We start from the raw sequence: 19442 nt of genomic DNA on the forward strand, positions 1-19442 counted from the left end.
TCATGGCTGAGAACAGCCCGCTGAAGGCCCACAACCTCCGTCCCGCCCCCGGTGCCAAGACCGCGAAGACCCGTGTGGGTCGCGGTGAGGCGTCGAAGGGTAAGACGGCTGGTCGTGGTACCAAGGGTACGAAGGCCCGCTACCAGGTTCCGACGCGCTTCGAGGGTGGGCAGATGCCCCTCCACATGCGTCTGCCGAAGCTCAAGGGCTTCAAGAACCCGTTCCGCACCGAGTTCCAGGTCGTCAACCTGGACAAGCTCGGTGCCCTCTACCCCGAGGGTGGAGAGGTCACGGTGGCCGACCTGGTCGCCAAGGGCGCGGTTCGCAAGAACAGCCTCGTCAAGGTCCTGGGCCAGGGCGAGATCTCCGTGGCGCTGACGGTTTCGGTTGACGCCGTCTCCGCCTCCGCCAAGGAGAAGATTGCCGCCGCCGGCGGCACCGTGACCGAGCTCGTCTAAGACGAACTCTGTGACAAATAGCTAGAAACCCGACCGGGGATGCCTCACATATGGGGCATCCCCGGTTGGTCGTTCCACGGGGGACGCAGTCGCCGGTAAGGTGGCCTGCACCTTTGCTTGTACGTAATCGTCGATCCTCAGACCGTCACCTCTGACGCAGTAGCGCGGGGGTCGCAGGAGGCACCGTGCTCACCGCGTTCGCCCGGGCGTTCAAGACGCCCGACCTGCGCAAGAAGCTGCTCTTCACGCTCGGCATCATCGTGCTGTATCGGCTCGGGTCCCACATCCCGGTACCCGGCGTGAGCTACAAGAACGTTCAGATCTGTGTGGACCAGATGGGGAGCAGCAACAGCCTCTTCGGTCTCGTCAACATGTTCAGCGGCGGTGCGCTGCTGCAGATCACGATCTTCGCGCTCGGCATCATGCCGTACATCACGGCGAGCATCATCCTGCAGCTGCTGACCGTGGTCATCCCGAAGCTGGAGAACCTCAAGAAAGAGGGACAGTCCGGCACGGCGAAGATCACCCAGTACACGCGCTATCTGACGGTCGCACTCGCGATCCTCCAGGGCACGGGCCTGGTCGCCACCGCGCGGACCGGCGCCCTGTTCGGCACCTGCCCGGTCGCTCGTGAGATCGTCCCGGACCGCTCGATCTTCACCACGGTCGTCATGGTGGTCACCATGACCGCCGGCACCTGTGTCGTCATGTGGCTCGGTGAGCTCATCACCGACCGCGGCATCGGCAACGGCATGTCCATCCTGATGTTCATCTCGATCGCGGCCGGCTTCGTCGGCGCTCTCTGGACCATCAAGCTCCAGGGCAAGATCGCTGATGGCTGGGTGGAGTTCGGCGTGGTCATCCTGGTGGGCCTCGCGATGGTGGCCCTGGTGGTCTTCGTCGAGCAGGCGCAGCGCAGGATCCCCGTCCAGTACGCGAAGCGCATGATCGGCCGCCGTGCTTATGGCGGTACGTCCACCTACATCCCGCTCAAGGTGAACCAGGCCGGTGTCATCCCGGTCATCTTCGCCTCGTCGCTGCTGTACATCCCGGCGCTGATCGTGCAGTTCAGCGGCTCGACGGCCGGCTGGGCGACCTGGATCCAGAAGCACTTCGTCAAGGGCGACCACCCGTACTACATCGCCACCTACTTCCTCCTGATCGTCTTCTTCGCGTTCTTCTACGTGGCGATCTCGTTCAACCCCGAGGAAGTTGCGGACAACATGAAGAAGTATGGTGGGTTCATCCCGGGCATCCGCGCCGGCCGGCCTACCGCCGAGTACCTGAGCTACGTACTCAACCGGATCACTTGGCCGGGGTCGCTGTACCTGGGTCTGATCGCTCTTGTGCCGACAATGGCGTTGGCCGGCTTCGGAGCGAACCAGAACTTCCCGTTCGGCGGGACGAGCATCCTCATCATCGTGGGTGTGGGTCTGGAAACCGTGAAGCAGATCGAGAGCCAGCTCCAGCAGCGCAACTACGAAGGGTTCCTCCGCTGATGCGAATCGTCCTCGTCGGACCCCCCGGGGCGGGCAAGGGAACGCAGGCCGCGTTCCTCGCCAAGAACCTGTCGATCCCGCACATCTCCACGGGCGACCTCTTCCGCGCCAACATCAGCCAGAACACCGAGCTGGGCCGCCGGGCGAAGTCGTTCATGGACAAGGGCGAGCTCGTCCCGGACGAGATCACCGTCGGCATGGCCAAGGACCGGATGCAGCAGCCGGACGCGGCGGGCGGTTTCCTGCTCGACGGCTTCCCGCGCAACGTCGCCCAGGCCGAGGCCCTGGACGAGATGCTCACCGGTGCGGGCATGAAGCTGGACGCCGTCCTCGACCTGGAGGTCGAGGAGGACGAGGTCGTCAAGCGGATCGCCGGCCGGCGGATCTGCCGCAAGGATTCCGCGCACGTCTTCCACGTGATCTACGCGGCGCCGAAGGTCGAGGGCGTCTGCGACAAGTGCGACGGCGAGCTCTACCAGCGCGACGACGACTCCGAGGCCACGGTCCGCAACCGGCTGGAGGTCTACCACACGCAGACCGAGCCGATCATCGACTACTACAAGGCCCAGGGCCTGCTGGTGACCATCTCCGCCCTCGGCGAGGTGCACGAGATCACCAAGCGGGCGATGGACGCCCTGAAGAAGTAGTCCATCGGTTCGTGACCGACAGTACGGCCGCGGTGTCCTCAAGGGCGCCGCGGCCGTCTGCGTGGCAGGGTGGCGTGTGGCGTCAGCCGATAATCGAGGTACCACAGCGGAGGGCAACCACCTCCGCGAAGGCGGCGGCGGTCCGGCCGCAGAAGAGGGAAGGCCCGTTTCAATGGTTCAGCTGAAGACCCCCGAGCAGATCGCGAAGATGCGGGAGGCAGGGCTGGTCGTCGCCGCGATCCACGCGGCGACCCGTGAGGCGGCCGTGCCGGGCTCCACGACGAGGGACCTGGACATGGTGGCCCGGAAGGTGATCGCCGACGCCGGGGCCAAGTCGAACTTCCTCGGCTACGGGGGCTTCCCCGCGACGATCTGCACCTCGGTGAACGAGGTCGTCGTCCACGGCATCCCGGACGACAAGACCGTCCTCAAGGACGGCGACGTCATCTCCATCGACGCGGGCGCCATCGTCGACGGCTGGCACGGCGACGCGGCCTACACGGCCTTCGTCGGCACCGGTCACGCGCCGGAGCTGATCGAGCTGTCCCGGGTGACCGAGGAGTCGATGTGGGCCGGCATCGCGGCCATGAAGCCCGGCAACCGCCTGGTGGACATCTCGAAGGCGATCGAGGGCTACATCAAGCGCCAGCCCCGGCCCTCGACCGGTGAGCACAGCCTCGGGAAGTTCGGGATCATCGAGGACTACGGCGGCCACGGCATCGGCTCCGAGATGCACATGGACCCTCACCTGCTGAACTACGTCTCGCGCAAGCGGGGCAAGGGCATCAAGCTGGTCCCGGGCCTGTGCCTGGCGATCGAGCCGATGGTCTCCCTGGGCACGGCCCAGACGGAGGTCCTCGCGGACGACTGGACGGTCATCACCACGGACGGCACCTGGTCCTCGCACTGGGAGCACTCGGTGGCGCTGACGGAGGCCGGCCCGATCGTCCTGACCAGCCCGGACTGCGGCAAGGCGAAGCTCGCGGAGTACGGGGTCACCACGGCCCCGGACCCCCTCGGGTAGCCGTCGCTTAATGATCTAGACTCATGGGCAAACTTTCCGGATTCGTCTTTCTGGGTGCCCTGACGTAGACTGACTCGTCGGCTCACGTGCATTTCCATGCCTGTGGGCCGATCAAGGTAGCCGATTCGAAAGGCGAAGCGTGGCCAAGAAGCAAGGTGCCATCGAGATCGAGGGCACCGTGATCGAGTCCCTCCCGAACGCCATGTTCAAGGTGGAACTCCAGAACGGTCACAAGGTCCTCGCGCACATCAGCGGCAAGATGCGTATGCACTACATCCGCATCCTCCCCGATGACCGGGTCGTTGTGGAGCTGTCTCCGTACGACCTGACGCGTGGCCGGATCGTCTACCGATACAAGTAGATCTTGTCCTCACTCCTGCCTGGGCATCCGTCCCGGTGCGGGTGGTGGCACTGACCCGGAGAACCTCACCAACATGAAGGTCAAGCCGAGCGTCAAGAAGATCTGCGACAAGTGCAAGGTGATCCGCCGCCACGGTCGGGTCATGGTCATCTGCGACAACCTGCGCCACAAGCAGCGCCAGGGCTGACGCACGCCGACCGACCTGCACTACGCAGTTCTTCGCGCGACGTAAGAAAACGTACATACGCAGAACCCGCCCAGCCCTGAGAAGGGCCGGCGGCACCTCCGGCGGGGGCCGGGGACCCGGACGTACCACTGCCCAGCAGGGTGGTCGGCGGTCGGGATCGGTTCTGCGGAAGACCCCCGAACACACAGGAGCCATTGAATGGCACGCGTTTCCGGTGTTGACATCCCGCGCGAAAAGCGTGTGGAGATCGCACTCACCTACGTCTTCGGTATCGGGCGCACCCGGTCCAAGGAGATCCTCGCCTCCACCGGCGTGAACCCGAACACCCGCGTTCGTGACCTGGCCGAAGAGGACCTCGTCAAGATCCGCGAGTACGTGGACGCCAACCTCCGTACCGAGGGTGACCTCCGCCGCGAGATCCAGGGCGACATTCGCCGCAAGATCGAGATCCAGTGCTACCAGGGCATCCGCCACCGTCGTGGCCTGCCCGTGCACGGTCAGCGCACCAGCACGAACGCGCGTACCCGCAAGGGCCCGCGTCGCGCGATCGCCGGTAAGAAGAAGCCGGGCAAGAAGTAGTCCTGTTCAGCGGTCTTGCGCTGTAGGACCGACCACCTCCCGTAGGAGTAAGAGATGCCCCCCAAGGGTCGTCAGGGCGCTGCCAAGAAGGTGCGCCGCAAGGAAAAGAAGAACGTCGCTCACGGGCACGCCCACATCAAGAGCACGTTCAACAACACCATCGTTTCGATCACGGACCCGTCCGGCAACGTGATCTCCTGGGCCTCCGCCGGCCACGTCGGCTTCAAGGGCTCGCGCAAGTCCACCCCCTTCGCCGCGCAGATGGCCGCCGAGTCGGCCGCCCGCCGCGCGCAGGAGCACGGCATGCGCAAGGTCGACGTCTTCGTCAAGGGTCCCGGCTCCGGCCGTGAGACCGCGATCCGCTCCCTCCAGGCCACCGGCCTCGAGGTCGGCTCGATCCAGGACGTCACCCCCACCCCGCACAACGGCTGCCGCCCGCCGAAGCGCCGCCGCGTCTGACGCAGCGACGCCTGTGCGTCTTTGAGTGTCCGGGCGGTACGTACCCCTTCGGGGGGCCGTACCGCCCGTACCCTTGCTGTACCTGGCTTTACCCGTCGGGCGTCAAATAGTGGGCGTCCACGAATGAAGGAAAAGACATGCTTATCGCTCAGCGTCCTTCGCTGACCGAAGAGGTCGTCGACGAGTACCGCTCGCGGTTCGTGATCGAGCCGCTGGAGCCGGGCTTCGGCTACACCCTCGGCAACTCCCTGCGCCGTACCCTCCTGTCCTCCATCCCGGGTGCCGCTGTCACCAGCATCCGCGTGGACGGCGTCCTGCACGAGTTCACCACCGTGCCGGGCGTCAAGGAAGACGTCACGGACATCATCCTCAACATCAAGCAGCTGGTCGTCTCCTCGGAGCACGACGAGCCGGTCGTGATGTACCTGCGCAAGCAGGGCCCCGGCCTGGTCACCGCCGCCGACATCGCGCCCCCGGCCGGTGTCGAGGTGCACAACCCGGACCTGGTCCTCGCCACGCTCAACGGCAAGGGCAAGCTGGAGATGGAGCTGACCGTCGAGCGCGGTCGCGGCTACGTCTCCGCCGTCCAGAACAAGCAGCTGGGCCAGGAGATCGGCCGCATCCCGGTCGACTCCATCTACAGCCCGGTCCTCAAGGTCACCTACAAGGTCGAGGCGACCCGAGTCGAGCAGCGCACCGACTTCGACAAGCTGATCGTCGACGTCGAGACCAAGCAGGCCATGCGCCCGCGCGACGCCATGGCGTCCGCCGGCAAGACCCTGGTCGAGCTGTTCGGTCTGGCGCGCGAGCTCAACATCGACGCCGAGGGCATCGACATGGGCCCGTCCCCCACGGACGCCGCCCTGGCCGCCGACCTGGCGCTGCCGATCGAGGAGCTGGAGCTCACCGTTCGGTCGTACAACTGCCTCAAGCGCGAGGGCATCCACTCCGTGGGTGAGCTCGTCGCCCGCTCCGAGGCCGACCTGCTCGACATCCGCAACTTCGGTGCGAAGTCGATCGACGAGGTCAAGGCGAAGCTGGCCGGCATGGGCCTGGCCCTCAAGGACAGCCCGCCCGGATTCGACCCGACCGCCGCCGCCGACGCCTTCGGCGCCGACGACGACGCGGACGCCGGTTTCGTCGAGACCGAGCAGTACTAGAAGAGCTTGCGGGGGGCTCGCGCCCCCCGCACCCACCCTCTCGCGACCGCCTGAGGGAACTGACTCCGGTACCTGACACGGCCGGTGCAGATTTGAAGGAGTAACAATGCCGCGTCCCGCAAAGGGTGCCCGCCTGGGCGGCTCCGCCGCGCACGAGAAGCACCTCCTCGCGAACCTCGCGAAGGCCCTCTTCGAGCACGGCCGCATCACCACCACCGAGGCCAAGGCCCGCCGCCTGCGTCCCTACGCCGAGCGTCTGGTCACCAAGGCCAAGAAGGGCGACATCCACAACCGTCGCCTGGTGCTGCAGACGATCACGGACAAGAGCATCGTGCACACGCTGTTCACCGAGATCGCCCCGCGCTACGAGAACCGCCCCGGTGGTTACACGCGCATCACCAAGATCGGCAACCGTCGTGGCGACAACGCCCCGATGGCCGTGATCGAGCTGGTCGAGGCCCTGACCGTGGCCCAGCAGGCCACCGGTGAGGCCGAGGCCGCCACCAAGCGTGCCGTCAAGGAGGCCGAGGCCGCCGAGGCTCCCGCCGCCGAGGAGACCAAGGAGGCCTGATCCCTTCCGGGATCACGCTGAGAAGGCTCTGAACGGGCCCGCCCCCTCCCGGGGCGGGCCCGTTCCGCGTTTCCGCACGTCTGAGAGGATCTGTCACGTGAGTGACGAGGTGGAGCCCGGGCACGTCCGGGTACGGCTGGACCTGAGCTACGACGGCAAGGACTTCTCCGGCTGGGCGAAGCAGCGCACGCTGCGGACCGTCCAGGGCGAGCTGGAGAGCGCCCTGCAGACCGTGATGCGGCTCAAGGAGCCCGTCGAGCTGACCGTGGCCGGGCGTACCGACGCCGGGGTGCACGCGCGCGGGCAGGTCGCGCAGTTCGACCTCGCCGAAGAGGTGTGGGCCGAGCACCACGACAAGCTGCTGCGCCGCCTCGCGGGCCGGCTGCCGCACGACGTACGGGTGTGGAAGGCCGCCGAGGCCCCCGAGGGCTTCAACGCGCGCTTCTCCGCGATCTGGCGCCGGTACGCCTACCGCGTCGGCGACCACCAGGCCGGCGTCGACCCGCTGCGGCGCGGGCACGTCCTGTGGCACCAGTGGCCGCTCGACGTGGACGCGATGAACGCGGCCTCGCAGGCCCTGCTCGGCGAGCACGACTTCGCCGCGTACTGCAAGAAGCGCGAGGGCGCCACGACCATCCGCACGCTCCAGGAGCTCGGCTGGGAGCGTGCCGAGGACGGCATCGTCACCGCCACGGTCCGCGCGGACGCGTTCTGCCACAACATGGTCCGCTCGCTGGTCGGCGCCCTCCTCCACGTGGGCGACGGGCACCGGCCCGTCGAGTGGCCCGGGCAGGTGCTGGCCGCCGCCGTACGGGACTCCTCGGTGCACGTGGTCAAGCCGCACGGGCTGACCCTGGAGGAGGTCGGCTACCCGGCGGACGAGCTGCTGGCCGCCCGCAGCAAGGAGGCGCGGAACATGCGCACCCTGCCGGGCAAGGGCTGCTGCTGACCCGTAACCCGTTTGGGTCCGGCCCGGCCGGGCGGGGACAATGCCCGGCATGGGACATCTCGAAGCCAGCCACCTGGAGTACTACCTTCCCGACGGGCGGGTGCTGCTCCCCGACGTCTCCTTCCGCGTGGGGGAGGGGTCGGTGGTGGCCCTGGTCGGGGCGAACGGCGCCGGCAAGTCCACCCTGCTGAAGCTGATCTCAGGCGAGCTCCAGCCGCACGGCGGCGGGGTCGCGATCAGCGGCGGCCTCGGGGTGATGTCGCAGTTCGTGGGATCGGTCCGGGACGAGACGACCGTGCGCGACCTGCTGGTCTCGGTGGCGCAGCCGCGGGTCCGGGAAGCCGCGAAGGCGGTGGACCGGGCCGAGCAGCTGATCCTGACGGTGGACGACGAGGCCGCGCAGATGGCGTACGCGCAGGCGCTGAGCGACTGGGCCGACGTACAGGGCTACGAGGCGGAGACCCTGTGGGACGTCTGTACGACGGCCGCGCTGGACATCCCGTTCGACCGGGCGCAGTTCCGGGAGGTGCGGACGCTGTCGGGCGGTGAGCAGAAGAGGCTGGTGCTGGAGGCGCTGCTGCGCGGGCCGGACGAGGTGCTGCTGCTCGACGAGCCGGACAACTACCTCGACGTCCCGGGCAAGCGGTGGCTGGAGGAGCAGCTGAAGGCCACCCGCAAGACCGTGCTGTTCGTGTCGCACGACCGGGAGCTGCTGTCGCGGGCCGCCGAGAAGATCATCAGCCTGGAGCCGAGCCCGACGGGTACGGACGTCTGGGTGCACGGCGCGGGCTTCGACACGTACCACGACGCCCGCAAGGAGCGCTTCGCCCGGTTCGAGGAGCTCAAGCGCCGCTGGGACGAGGAGCACGCCCGCCTGAAGGCCCTGGTGCTGCGGCTGCGCAACCAGGCGGCGAGCAGCCCGGACATGGCCTCGCGGTACCGGGCGATGCAGACCCGTTTCCAGAAGTTCGAGGAGGCAGGTCCGCCGCCGGAGCCGCCGCGCGAGCAGGAGATCCGGATGCGCCTGAAGGGCGGCCGGACGGGCGTGCGGGCGCTGACCGTGGAGAACCTGGAGCTGACGGGGCTGATGAAGCCCTTCTCGCTGGAGGTGTTCTACGGGGAGCGGGTCGCGGTGCTGGGCTCGAACGGTTCCGGCAAGTCGCACTTCCTGCGGCTGCTGGCGGGCGAGGACGTCAAGCACACGGGGGACTGGAAGCTGGGCGCACGGGTGCTTCCCGGCCATTTCGCGCAGACGCACGCCCACCCGGAGCTGTTCGGGCGCACGCTGGTCGACATCCTGTGGACGGAGGCGGCGAAGCCGCTCGGCGCGGCGATGGCGGTGCTGCGCCGCTACGAGCTGGAGCGGCAGGGCGAGCAGAAGTTCGAGCGGCTGTCGGGCGGGCAGCAGGCCCGTTTCCAGATCCTGCTGCTGGAGCTGGCGGGGACGACGGCGCTGCTGCTGGACGAGCCGACGGACAACCTCGACCTGGAGTCGGCGGAGGCCCTGCAGGACGGTCTGGAGTCGTACGAGGGGACCGTGCTGTGCGTGACGCACGACCGCTGGTTCGCCCGGACCTTTGACCGTTTTCTGGTCTTCGGTTCGGACGGTGTGGTGCGGGAGACTCAGGAACCTGTCTGGGACGAGCGCAGGGTCGAGCGCAAGCGCTGACGCGCGGACCGAGGGGGAGTGCGGTGGGGCTGCGGCCGAGCGTCTGGCTCATGCGGTGGCGGCGGCCGTCCGGGGCGGCGCGGGTGACCGCCTGGCTGACCGGGCCGGCCCCGCGGCTCTGGCGGGTGGCTTCCGTCGGGGTCCTGTTGTTCATCGCGGTGTCCACGAGCCTGCGGGCGAACTGGGGCTCCGACAACGCGTTCGTGGTCAAGGCCGCGCGGACGCTGCTGGACGGTGGCTCCCCGTACGAGGACGAGCGGTTCCTGTACCTGCCCAGCGCGGTGCTGATCGCGGTGCCCGAGGCGCTGCTGCCGCGGGAGGTGCTGCGCTGGCTGCTGCCCCTCGGGATGTCCGGGCTGCTGGGCGCGGGCTGGCTGGCGGCGCTGAGGCTGTTCTCGGTGCCGCTGCGGTCGCGGCTGGCGGTCGGGGGCTTCGCGGTGCTGGCCCTGGCGTACAAGCCGTACGTGAACCTCGTGCTGATCGGGAACTGGACGGCCGTCTCGGCGGCGGCCCTGCCGCTGGCCGTGCTGCTCGCGCACCGGCGGCGGTGGTGCGCGGCCGGCCTGGTGGTGGGGCTGGCGATCGCCTGCAAGCCGATGCTGGTGCCGCTGGGGGTGCTCTTCGTCCTGGCCCGGCGGTGGCGGGGGCTGGCGGTGGCGGTGCTGGTGCCGGTGGGGATGTCGCTGGCGGGGGCGCTGGTGATGCCGAGCCCGACGCTGTTCTTCACGAAGACGCTGCCGTTCCTGTTCCAGGGGCAGGACGAGTACGCGCTGCCGTGGGACGCCTCGCCGATCGCGGTGCTGCCGCGGCTGGGGGTGCCGGCGGCGGTGGCGGTGGTGGTGGCGTTCGCGGGGGCCGGGGCCGGTCTGTGGGGTGCCCGGCGGCGCTGGCTGCGGCCGGATTCCGCCGAGGCCGACGGGGGAGAGCTGCGGCTGGCGGAGACGGCCTGCATGGTGATGCTCGCCGCATTCCTGGTGTCGCGGCCGTCCTTCGACCACTACCTGCTGGTGGTGCTGCCGCTGCTGCTGGCGTCGGTGGTGCGGCCGGGCTCGGTGCCGCGCTCGCCCTGGTTCTGGCTGGCCCTGACGCCCCAGATGGCGCTGGTCCCGTGGCCCTCGGAGCTGGCCCACAAGAGGCGCGCGTTCAAGGACTGCGCCACCCTCTGCGGACTCGCGGTTCTGCTGGGGCGTCGTGCGCTGCTCTCCGGTCGGGTTATTCTGGAACCCGTAACAACTGCGGGGTCCCCACCCAGGACCGAACCGGAGTGCGCCGCGACGCCAGCAGAATCGGCATCGCGGACCGCGTTTTGACCCGTACGGGTCTGCTTGGGTATCCTGCTGGTTTGTTATGCGTATTGGCTTTCTCATTCTCACGTGAAAGGGCCTTACGCCGGTCCACCGGACCGATGACCAGCGGTTTTCACTCGGGTGCGTCCCCGATGTGAACGAGGGCTGTCGTGATCGTCCGTGGTGACCCTGTCAGGACCCTTCCCGCGGGGCTAGCGCCCTATGGGATGACCCACCACTGAAGAAGCGAAGGCATACGCGTGCGTACGTACAGCCCCAAGCCCGGCGACATCTCGCGCCAGTGGCTCGTCATTGACGCCCAGGACGTCGTCCTCGGCCGTCTGGCGACCCAGGCCGCTGCCCTCCTGAAGGGCAAGCACAAGCCGACCTACGCCCCCCACATGGACATGGGCGACTTCGTCATCGTCATCAACGCCGACAAGGTGCACCTGTCCGGCAACAAGGCGTCCCAGAAGATGGCGTACCGCCACTCCGGCTTCCCGGGCGGTCTGCGTTCGGTGCGCTACGACGACCTCCTGGCGAACAACCCGGAGAAGGCCGTCGAGAAGGCCGTCAAGGGCATGCTCCCGAAGAACTCCCTGGGCCGTCAGATGCTCTCGAAGCTGAAGGTCTACTCGGGCGACCAGCACCCCCACGCTGCCCAGCAGCCGGTGCCGTTCGAGATCACCCAGGTCGCGCAGTAGTTCCGGCCACCCCCTAAGACGTAGAGAATTCTGAGGAGCATCGTGGCCGAGACCACCGCCGAGACCCCCATCGACGAGTTCGAGGGCGTCGAGGAGTACACCACCGAGTCGGACGTCGTCGTCGAGGGCGACTACACCTCCGAGTCGCTTGCCGGTCGCTTCGGTGACCCCCAGCCGGCCGCCGGCCTGGGCCGTCGCAAGAACGCCATCGCCCGCGTCCGGATCGTTCCGGGCACCGGCAAGTGGAAGATCAACGGTCGCACCCTTGAGGACTACTTCCCCAACAAGGTGCACCAGCAGGAAGTCAACGAGCCCTTCAAGCTCCTGGAGCTTGACGGCCGCTACGACGTCATCGCCCGCATCGCGGGTGGCGGCGTCTCCGGTCAGGCCGGCGCCCTGCGCCTCGGCGTGGCCCGCGCGCTGAACGAGGCGGACGTGGACAACAACCGCCCGGCGCTGAAGAAGGCCGGCTTCCTCTCCCGCGACGACCGTGCGGTCGAGCGCAAGAAGGCCGGTCTCAAGAAGGCCCGTAAGGCTCCGCAGTACAGCAAGCGTTAATCTGCGCCTGCTGTTCAGCAACGAAACCGCCCCGGCAGCACTCTCCGTGCTGCCGGGGCGGTTCGTTTACCGCCAAAAGCGGCAAACAACTGTCACTAGCGGTCACCAAGCGAAGCTTGAACTCGGGAGGACAACAGTGGGACGACTCTTCGGGACGGACGGTGTACGAGGCGTCGCCAACGCGGACCTGACGGCTGAGCTCGCGCTCGGCCTCTCCGTGGCGGCCGCACATGTACTGGCCGAGGCGGGCACCTTCGAGGGCCACCGGCCCACCGCGGTGGTCGGCCGCGACCCGCGCGCGTCGGGCGAGTTCCTGGAGGCCGCGGTCGTCGCCGGCCTCGCCAGCGCCGGCGTGGACGTCCTGCGCGTCGGTGTGCTGCCCACCCCGGCGGTGGCGTATCTCACCGGTGCGCTGGGCGCCGACCTCGGCGTGATGCTCTCCGCGAGCCACAACGCCATGCCCGACAACGGCATCAAGTTCTTCGCGCGCGGCGGCCACAAGCTGGCCGACGAGCTGGAGGACAGCATCGAGTCCGTGTACGAGGAGCACCGCACGGGCGCGCCCTGGCAGCGCCCCACCGGCTCCGGCGTCGGCCGCGTCTCCGACTACGACGAGGGCTTCGACAAATACGTCGCCCACCTCATCGGGGTCCTCCCCAACCGCCTCGACGGCCTCAAGGTCGTCCTGGACGAGGCCCACGGCGCCGCCGCGTACGTCTCGCCCGAGGCCTTCGCCCGGGCCGGCGCGGAGGTCGTCACGATCGGCGCCGAGCCCGACGGCCTGAACATCAACGACGGCTGCGGCTCCACCCACCTGGACCTGCTGAAGCAGGCCGTGGTCGAGCACGGAGCCGACCTCGGCATCGCGCACGACGGCGACGCCGACCGCTGCCTGGCGGTGGACGGCACCGGCGCCGAGGTCGACGGCGACCAGATCCTCTCCGTCCTGGCGCTGGCCATGCGCGAGGCCGGGCAGCTGCGCGAGAACACCGTGGTCGGCACCGTCATGTCCAACCTGGGCTTCAAGCTGGCCATGGAGGCCGAGGGCATCCAGGTCGTGCAGACCGGCGTGGGCGACCGGTACGTGCTGGAGGCCATGAAGGAGCACGGCTACGCGCTGGGCGGCGAGCAGTCCGGCCACGTGATCATCCTCGACCACGCGACGACCGGCGACGGCACCCTGACGGGCCTGATGCTGGCCGCCCGGGTCGCGGCCACCGGCCGGAGCCTCGCCGACCTGGCCGGGGTGATGCAGCGGCTGCCGCAGATCCTGATCAACGTCCCGGACGTGGACAAGTCCCGGGTCGCCACCTCCGCCGAGCTTGCCGCGGCCGTCGCCGACGCCGAGCGCGAGCTGGGCTCGACCGGCCGGGTGCTGCTGCGCCCCTCCGGTACCGAGCCGCTCGTCCGGGTGATGGTGGAGGCCGCCGACATCGAGCAGGCCCGTACGGTCGCCGGCCGGCTCGCCGACGCCGTGAAGTCGGCGCTCGGCTAGGAACTCACCCCGCGCCGCCCCGTGGCGCACCCGGCTTCCGGAACATCCGGCTCGCCTGGGTGCGCCACAGCAGTTTCCAGGCGATGAGGGTGAGCGTCCCGGACAGCATGATGCCGCCCAGGTTCAGCAGCAGCTGTTCGGCCGAGCCCCACATCTGGCCGAAGTCGCCGTAGCTGAGCGCGACGGCGGCGTTGGCGCCCGCCGGGACGGTGGTGACCGAGATCGCCACGCCGACCAGGGCGCCGGCCTTCGCCGAGGTCAGCGACAGCATGCCGGCGACACCGGCGAGCAGCGCCACCACGAACGAGAAGGGGTCGGGCTGCCAGATGAAGCTGGTGTTCGGCCGCGGGTTGTCGAGCATGCCCAGGTGGAAGAGGCCCAGCCAATCCATCGCCAGGCTGAACACCGTCGTCGCCGCGATCGCCGCCGCGAAGCCGACCAGCAGCGCGACCAGCGAGCGTCCCGCGAGCCTCGGCTTGCGCTCCACCAGTCCCGTGCAGACCCCGGCGAGCGGGCCGAACTCCGGGCCGACCGCCATCGCGCCCACGATCAGGATCGCGTTGTCCAGGACCACGCCGCAGGCCGCGATCATCGTCGCGACGATCATGAAGGCGCTGTAGGTGATCGTGAGGGTGGATTCCTCGTGGGTGGCCTCGGCGAGCTGCTCCCAGATCACCGCGTCGGCACCCTCTCCGGGAGCTTCCTCCTCGGCCGCGTCGGCGCGGGCGGAGATCGACAGGTCGATGTTCTCGACGGCGATCGAGCCGTCGCGGTCGATGCCGAGTCCGCGCATCTCCTGGAGCAGCTCGTCGGCCGACTCGCGGGCCACGTCACACAGGACCACGTCGCCTTCCGGATCGCGGGCGGCGCCTGCCAGGACGACCACGTGGGTGGTGCCGACCGTGCCGTCGATGAGCCCGAGCACGTCCTTCGTGAGGTGGGGTGGGGTGATCATCCGCAGATGCAGCATTCCCGCACCATAGCCACTACAGCTTGCGCAGGCTCAGCTTCTGCACCTTGTGGTCGGGGCCCTTGCGGACGACGAGGGTGGCCCGGCCCCGGGTGGGTGCGACGTTCTCCAGCAGGTTGGGCTTGTTGATGGTCCGCCACATCGTCTGCGCGTACTCCAGGGCCTCCTCCTCGGAGACCTGGGTGTACTTGCGGAAGTAGGAGAAGGGGTTCTGGAAGGCCGTCTCGCGCAGCTTCCGGAACCGGTTCAGGTACCAGCGCTCGATGTCCTCGGGGCGCGCGTCCACGTACACGCTGAAGTCGAAGTAGTCGGCGAGGCCGACGCGGGTGCGGCCGTCCTTGCCGGGCAGGGCGGGCTGCAGGACGTTGAGCCCCTCGACGATCAGGATGTCCGGGCGGCGCACGACGAGCTCCTCGTCCGGCACGATGTCGTAGATCAGGTGCGAGTAGACGGGTGCCCTGACCTCGTCCTTGCCCGCCTTGATGTCGGCGACGAAGCGGGTCAGCGCGCGCCGGTCGTAGGACTCGGGGAAGCCCTTGCGGGAGGTCAGGCCGCGGCGCTGGAGCTCCTTCATCGGGTACAGGAAGCCGTCCGTGGTGACCCGCTCGACCCTCGGGTGCTCGGGCCAGCGGGCCAGGAGGGCCTGGAGCAGACGTGCCACGGTGGACTTGCCGACGGCGACGGAGCCGGCGACCCCTATGACGAAGGGGGTGCCCTGCTGGGCGCCGTGGCCGTTGCCGGCGTCGCCGAGGAAGGTGTTCAGGGTGCCGCGGAGGTTGCTGGTGGCGCCGACGTACAGGTTGAGCAGGCGGGAGAGCGGCAGGTACACGTCCCGCACCTCGTCGAGGTCGATGACGTCGCCCAGGCCCCGGAGCCGCTCGACCTCCTCCGCGGTCAGGGGCAGCGGGGTCCGTTCGCGCAGGGCGCTCCACTCGGCCCGGGTGAGGTCGACGTACGGGGACGGGTCCTGGGCCCGGCGGGGACCGGGGCGCTCCGTTGCGCGGTCCGGCGTACAACGCGTCGGCGAGGTGATCACACAGCCATTGTCGGGGCTCGGGGGCCCGAGTGGGTGGTGGGGTCGGTCACGTGGCGCGGTGGCCGCCGGGGGAACTCCAGGTGGCGGCGGTGGGGCGGGGCGGGGGCGGTTCCGGAGCGGGTCCGGGACGGGTTGTACACGAGTACATATCGATCGGAGGCCTGGCCGGTCTCGTGCGCATCACGATTCGGCGGGATCGCCGTGAACGCCGATCAGGTGATCGATCGAGTCGTACATTGAACATCACCGTGGCGTCGACCAGCGTCCCGGTGGTGTTCTTTTCTGGGGGGAAGTCTTCGTGGGTACGAGTCATGTCCATCGTGCTGTCCTGGCGGCGTCCGGGGTGTCGCTGAGCCTGCTGGTTTCGGCCTGCGGCTCCGGTGACGCCGGCGCGCAGGGCGGCGCCGAGGGGAAGGCGAAGCCGGGGGCCGCCGCCTCCGCGTCGGCCGCTGCGGGGAAGTCGGCCGCCGAGCTGGCCCCGCTGCTGGTGAACCAGGCGGACCTGCCCCAGTACAAGGTCGCGCCGGACTCCCCGAAGGACGACCCGGCGCGCAAGGTCGACTCCGACAAGCCCGCCTGCAAGCCGCTGGTCCAGCTCCAGGGCCTCGTGCCGATCGGCAAGCCGTCCGGCACCGTGGTGGCCACCGTCGACGAGAAGCGCAAGCCCCTGGGGTCCGGCGCCACCGTGGACGAGCAGCTCGCCGAGCTGAAGGACACGGCCGGCGTCACGGGGACCTCCGTCGTCCTCGACGCGTACGGCGCCAAGGGCGCCGAGGAGGCCTTCGCGGCGCTGAAGGCCGCGGGCACGGCCTGCGCCGGCGGGTACGCCTCCATCGACGGCGCCCGGACCACCAAGGTCCAGAAGGTCGTGCCCTCCGCCCCCGTCACCGCCGGGGACGAGTCCCTGGCGTTCCAGCTGGTGCTGGAGCTGCCGGGCGGCGCGAAGGGCAGCATGCAGTTCGTCGTCGTGCGCAAGGGCGCCACGCTGGCCACCTTCGAGGGCCTGAGCGTGACGGGTGAGGCCGCGCAGCCGCCGAAGGCGGTCGTGGAGGCCCAGACCAAGAAGCTCGGATGAGACCACCACGCGCGCGGCGCATGGCCGCGGTGGGTGCCTCGGCGGTGTCGGGGCTGACGCTGGCCGCCCTCGCCACGGGGTGCGGGACGGCGCGGCCCGGCATGGTGGTGGAGATCGTGCCCGCGGTGGCGGACGCGTCCGCCGGGCCGGACGCCCGCGGCGCCAAGGCGAAGGCGGCGCAGGAGCCGCCCGCCCGGCTGATCGTCGCTCAGGCGGACCTCGTCGACCACAGGGTCAGCCCCGAGAGCGGCGACAGCCCGCTGGTGAGCGTCGACCGGCCCGAGTGCCGGGAGGTGGCGTACGCGGCCACCGGGTTCCTGCCGACCGGGCGGACCGGCTGGGCCAGGGCCTCGGTCGTCGCCGTGCCGGTGGCGCTGCCGCAGGACGCCTCCGAACGGCAGAAGCGGGCCGCCGCCCAGGACGCGGCCAGCTCCACCGTGACGGCGGTGACCCTCGGCTCGTACGCGGGGAACACCGCGGGCGGTCACTTCGCCGAGCTGCGCGCCTCCGGCGAGGCGTGCGGAGCGGGGTACTCCGCGACGGCCGACGGGGTGACCGTCAAGGTGACCCGGGTCGTGCCGCACGCCGCGCACGGCGGTGACGAGGCGGTCGCGTACACCGTGGAGTCCGAGCAGGACGGCGAGCGGCACGTCACCGAGCTGATGGTGGTGCGCAAGGGCGGCACCCTCGCGAACCTCGTCGCCGGCCGGGACTCCGGGGCGGCCGAACTCGCGGGCCCGGTGGTCGAGGCGCAGCTGCGCAAGCTGCGCTGAGCGGGCCGTCGAACGGCCGTTCCGAAACGTCGTCAACCCCGCTCCGGTGGATTCCCCGGGGCGGGGTTTTCGTCTTGTTCGGGTACGGGGCACGGGGGCGGCCACGGCGTACGCTGCCGCCTATGTGCGGAATTGTGGGTTACGTAGGAGCGCAGTCTGCGCTCGATGTGGTCATCGCCGGACTGAAGCGGCTGGAGTACCGCGGCTACGACTCGGCCGGAGTCGCCGTGCTCGCCGACGGGGCCCTCGCCAACGTCAAGAAGGCCGGAAAGCTGGTCAACCTGGAGAAGGAGCTGGTCAGCCGGCCGCTGCCGGCCGGCTCCACGGGGCTCGGGCACACCCGGTGGGCCACCCACGGCGGGCCCACGGACGTCAACGCCCACCCCCACCTGGACAACTCCGGCCGGGTGGCGGTCGTGCACAACGGCATCATCGAGAACTTCGCCGCGCTGCGCGCCGAACTGGCCGAGCGCGGGCACCGGCTGGAGTCCGAGACGGACACCGAGGTCGTGGCGCACCTGCTGGCCGAGCACTTCGACGCGGCCGCCGCCGGGGAGGGGCGGCTCGCGGAGGCGATGCGGCGGGTGTGCAGGCGGCTGGAGGGGGCGTTCACCCTGGTGGCGGTGCACTCCGGCGAGCCGGACGTGGTGGTCGGCGCCCGCCGGAACTCCCCCCTGGTGGTGGGCGTTGGAGAGGGTGAGAACTTCCTCGCCTCGGACGTGGCCGCGTTCATCGCCCACACCCGGTCCGCGATCGAGCTGGGGCAGGACCAGGTCGTCGAGCTCCGCCGCGACGGGGTCACGGTGACCGGTTTCGACGGTGCGCCCGCGACCGTGCGGGCGTACCACGTGGACTGGGACGCCTCGGCGGCCGAGAAGGGGGGCTATGACTACTTCATGCTCAAGGAGATCGCCGAGCAGCCGAAGGCTGTCGCCGACACCCTCCTGGGCAGGATCGACGCGAGCGGCCTGCTGACCCTGGACGAGGTGCGCATCCCCGCCTCGGTGCTCCGCGAGGTCGACAAGGTCGTGATCGTGGCGTGCGGTACGGCGTACCACGCGGGCATGATCGCGAAGCTGGCCATCGAGCACTGGACCCGCATCCCGTGCGAGACGGAGCTGGCCAGCGAGTTCCGCTACCGCGACCCGATCCTGGACCAGCGGACGCTGGTGATCGCGATCTCGCAGTCCGGCGAGACCATGGACACCCTGATGGCGCTGCGGCACGCGCGCGAGCAGGGCGCCAAGGTGCTGGCCGTCTGCAATACGAACGGCTCGACGATCCCCCGCGAATCGGACGCCGTGCTGTACACGCACGCCGGCCCGGAGGTGGCCGTCGCCTCGACGAAGGCGTTCCTGACACAGCTGGTCGCCTGCTACCTCGTCGCGCTGTACCTCGGGCAGGTGCGGGGCACCAAGTGGGGCGACGAGATCCGGGCGGTGATCCGGGAGCTCTCGGACATCGCCGCGGCGGTGGACACCGTACTGGAGACGATGGAGCCGGTACGGGCGCTGGCGCGCTCCCTCGCCGACAAGGACACCGTGCTCTTCCTGGGCCGTCACGTGGGCTATCCGGTGGCGCTGGAGGGTGCGCTCAAGCTCAAGGAGCTGGCGTACATGCACGCCGAGGGCTTCGCGGCGGGCGAGCTCAAGCACGGGCCGATCGCGCTGATCGAGAAGGACCTGCCGGTGGTGGTCGTCGTGCCGTCGCCGCGCGGACGTTCGGTCCTGTACGACAAGATCGTCTCGAACATCCAGGAGATCCGGGCGCGCGGGGCGCGGACCATCGTGATCGCGGAGGAGGGCGACGAGGCCGTGGTCCCGTACGCCGACCATCTGATCCGGATCCCGGCGACCCCGACGCTGCTCCAGCCGCTGGTGGCGACGGTGCCGCTCCAGGTGTTCGCGTGCGAGCTGGCGACGGCGCGCGGCAACGAGGTGGACCAGCCGCGTAACCTCGCGAAGTCGGTGACCGTGGAGTGA

The 19442-nt window shown here is 69.5% G+C and carries 21 protein-coding genes; 19 read left to right on the forward strand and 2 right to left on the reverse strand.

The genetic code is table 11. From position 1 onward, the window contains the following. The first annotated feature begins 2 nt into the window (after window positions 1-2). From rplO to glmM, 16 genes are all read left to right on the forward strand, one after another. Window positions 3-458, forward strand: a complete 456-nt coding sequence (gene rplO, locus AC069X_RS00265) for a 50S ribosomal protein L15 (RefSeq protein ID WP_478723498.1) — start codon at window positions 3-5, stop codon at window positions 456-458. Window positions 459-643: 185 nt separating this feature from the next. After that, window positions 644-1957: a preprotein translocase subunit SecY gene (secY, locus tag AC069X_RS00270; protein ID WP_478723500.1), complete on the forward strand. Its 1314-nt coding sequence runs from the start codon at window positions 644-646 to the stop codon at window positions 1955-1957. Then, entirely contained in the window at window positions 1957-2604 is a 648-nt protein-coding gene (locus AC069X_RS00275; protein ID WP_478723502.1) for an adenylate kinase, read from the forward strand. The genes secY and AC069X_RS00275 overlap by 1 nt, the downstream gene beginning before the upstream one ends. 172 nt (window positions 2605-2776) lie before the next feature. Beyond that, on the forward strand, window positions 2777-3628 hold the full coding sequence (gene map, locus AC069X_RS00280; RefSeq protein ID WP_478723504.1) for a type I methionyl aminopeptidase: 852 nt from the start codon (window positions 2777-2779) through the stop codon (window positions 3626-3628). Window positions 3629-3767: 139 nt separating this feature from the next. Then, a complete protein-coding gene (infA, locus tag AC069X_RS00285; protein ID WP_003956442.1) occupies window positions 3768-3989 on the forward strand; it encodes a translation initiation factor IF-1 in 222 nt (73 codons plus the stop codon). Window positions 3990-4062: 73 nt separating this feature from the next. Continuing rightward, entirely contained in the window at window positions 4063-4176 is a 114-nt protein-coding gene (gene rpmJ, locus AC069X_RS00290) for a 50S ribosomal protein L36 (protein ID WP_003956441.1), read from the forward strand. Window positions 4177-4374: 198 nt separating this feature from the next. Further along, a complete protein-coding gene (gene rpsM, locus AC069X_RS00295; protein ID WP_007265919.1) occupies window positions 4375-4755 on the forward strand; it encodes a 30S ribosomal protein S13 in 381 nt (126 codons plus the stop codon). 54 nt (window positions 4756-4809) lie between these two features. Further along, the gene (gene rpsK / locus AC069X_RS00300; RefSeq protein WP_003956432.1) at window positions 4810-5214 is read left to right on the forward strand and encodes a 30S ribosomal protein S11; all 405 of its coding nucleotides are present in this window, start codon (window positions 4810-4812) and stop codon (window positions 5212-5214) included. Between the two features lie 137 nt (window positions 5215-5351). Next, on the forward strand, window positions 5352-6374 hold the full coding sequence (locus AC069X_RS00305; protein ID WP_007265920.1) for a DNA-directed RNA polymerase subunit alpha: 1023 nt from the start codon (window positions 5352-5354) through the stop codon (window positions 6372-6374). Between the two features lie 106 nt (window positions 6375-6480). Continuing rightward, on the forward strand, window positions 6481-6945 hold the full coding sequence (rplQ, locus tag AC069X_RS00310) for a 50S ribosomal protein L17 (RefSeq protein ID WP_215023458.1): 465 nt from the start codon (window positions 6481-6483) through the stop codon (window positions 6943-6945). 97 nt (window positions 6946-7042) lie between these two features. Then, window positions 7043-7894, forward strand: a complete 852-nt coding sequence (gene truA / locus AC069X_RS00315) for a tRNA pseudouridine(38-40) synthase TruA (RefSeq protein WP_478723507.1) — start codon at window positions 7043-7045, stop codon at window positions 7892-7894. A 49-nt stretch (window positions 7895-7943) separates the two neighbouring features. Beyond that, a complete protein-coding gene (locus AC069X_RS00320) occupies window positions 7944-9563 on the forward strand; it encodes an ABC-F family ATP-binding cassette domain-containing protein (protein WP_478723509.1) in 1620 nt (539 codons plus the stop codon). 50 nt (window positions 9564-9613) lie between these two features. Further along, entirely contained in the window at window positions 9614-10873 is a 1260-nt protein-coding gene (locus AC069X_RS00325) for a glycosyltransferase family 87 protein (RefSeq protein ID WP_478723511.1), read from the forward strand. Between the two features lie 236 nt (window positions 10874-11109). Then, complete coding sequence (gene rplM / locus AC069X_RS00330) at window positions 11110-11553, forward strand: 50S ribosomal protein L13 (RefSeq protein ID WP_045945297.1); 444 nt, start codon at window positions 11110-11112, stop codon at window positions 11551-11553. Between the two features lie 42 nt (window positions 11554-11595). Next, window positions 11596-12111: a 30S ribosomal protein S9 gene (gene rpsI, locus AC069X_RS00335; RefSeq protein ID WP_478723513.1), complete on the forward strand. Its 516-nt coding sequence runs from the start codon at window positions 11596-11598 to the stop codon at window positions 12109-12111. A gap of 136 nt (window positions 12112-12247) precedes the next feature. Next, a complete protein-coding gene (gene glmM / locus AC069X_RS00340) occupies window positions 12248-13606 on the forward strand; it encodes a phosphoglucosamine mutase (RefSeq protein WP_478723515.1) in 1359 nt (452 codons plus the stop codon). A gap of 4 nt (window positions 13607-13610) precedes the next feature. Here the strand turns inward: glmM and AC069X_RS00345 are convergent, their stop codons facing one another. Then, on the reverse strand, window positions 13611-14576 hold the full coding sequence (locus tag AC069X_RS00345; RefSeq protein WP_478723517.1) for a DUF389 domain-containing protein: 966 nt from the start codon (window positions 14574-14576) through the stop codon (window positions 13611-13613). 16 nt (window positions 14577-14592) lie between these two features. Further along, window positions 14593-15612 carry a type I pantothenate kinase gene (coaA, locus tag AC069X_RS00350; protein ID WP_478723519.1) on the reverse strand — a complete coding sequence of 340 codons (1020 nt, stop codon included), beginning with the start codon at window positions 15610-15612 and terminating at the stop codon, window positions 14593-14595. A 298-nt stretch (window positions 15613-15910) separates the two neighbouring features. Between coaA and AC069X_RS00355 the strand changes: the two genes are divergently transcribed. From AC069X_RS00355 to glmS, 3 genes are all read left to right on the forward strand, one after another. Beyond that, window positions 15911-16687 (forward strand): hypothetical protein, encoded by a 777-nt coding sequence (locus tag AC069X_RS00355; protein ID WP_478723521.1) that lies wholly within the window; start codon window positions 15911-15913, stop codon window positions 16685-16687. Continuing rightward, entirely contained in the window at window positions 16684-17460 is a 777-nt protein-coding gene (locus AC069X_RS00360) for a hypothetical protein (protein ID WP_478723523.1), read from the forward strand. The genes AC069X_RS00355 and AC069X_RS00360 overlap by 4 nt, the downstream gene beginning before the upstream one ends. Before the next feature lie 122 nt (window positions 17461-17582). Next, entirely contained in the window at window positions 17583-19442 is a 1860-nt protein-coding gene (gene glmS / locus AC069X_RS00365) for a glutamine--fructose-6-phosphate transaminase (isomerizing) (protein ID WP_478723525.1), read from the forward strand.

It is taken from the genome of Streptomyces sp. NPDC043896, assembly GCF_056435605.1.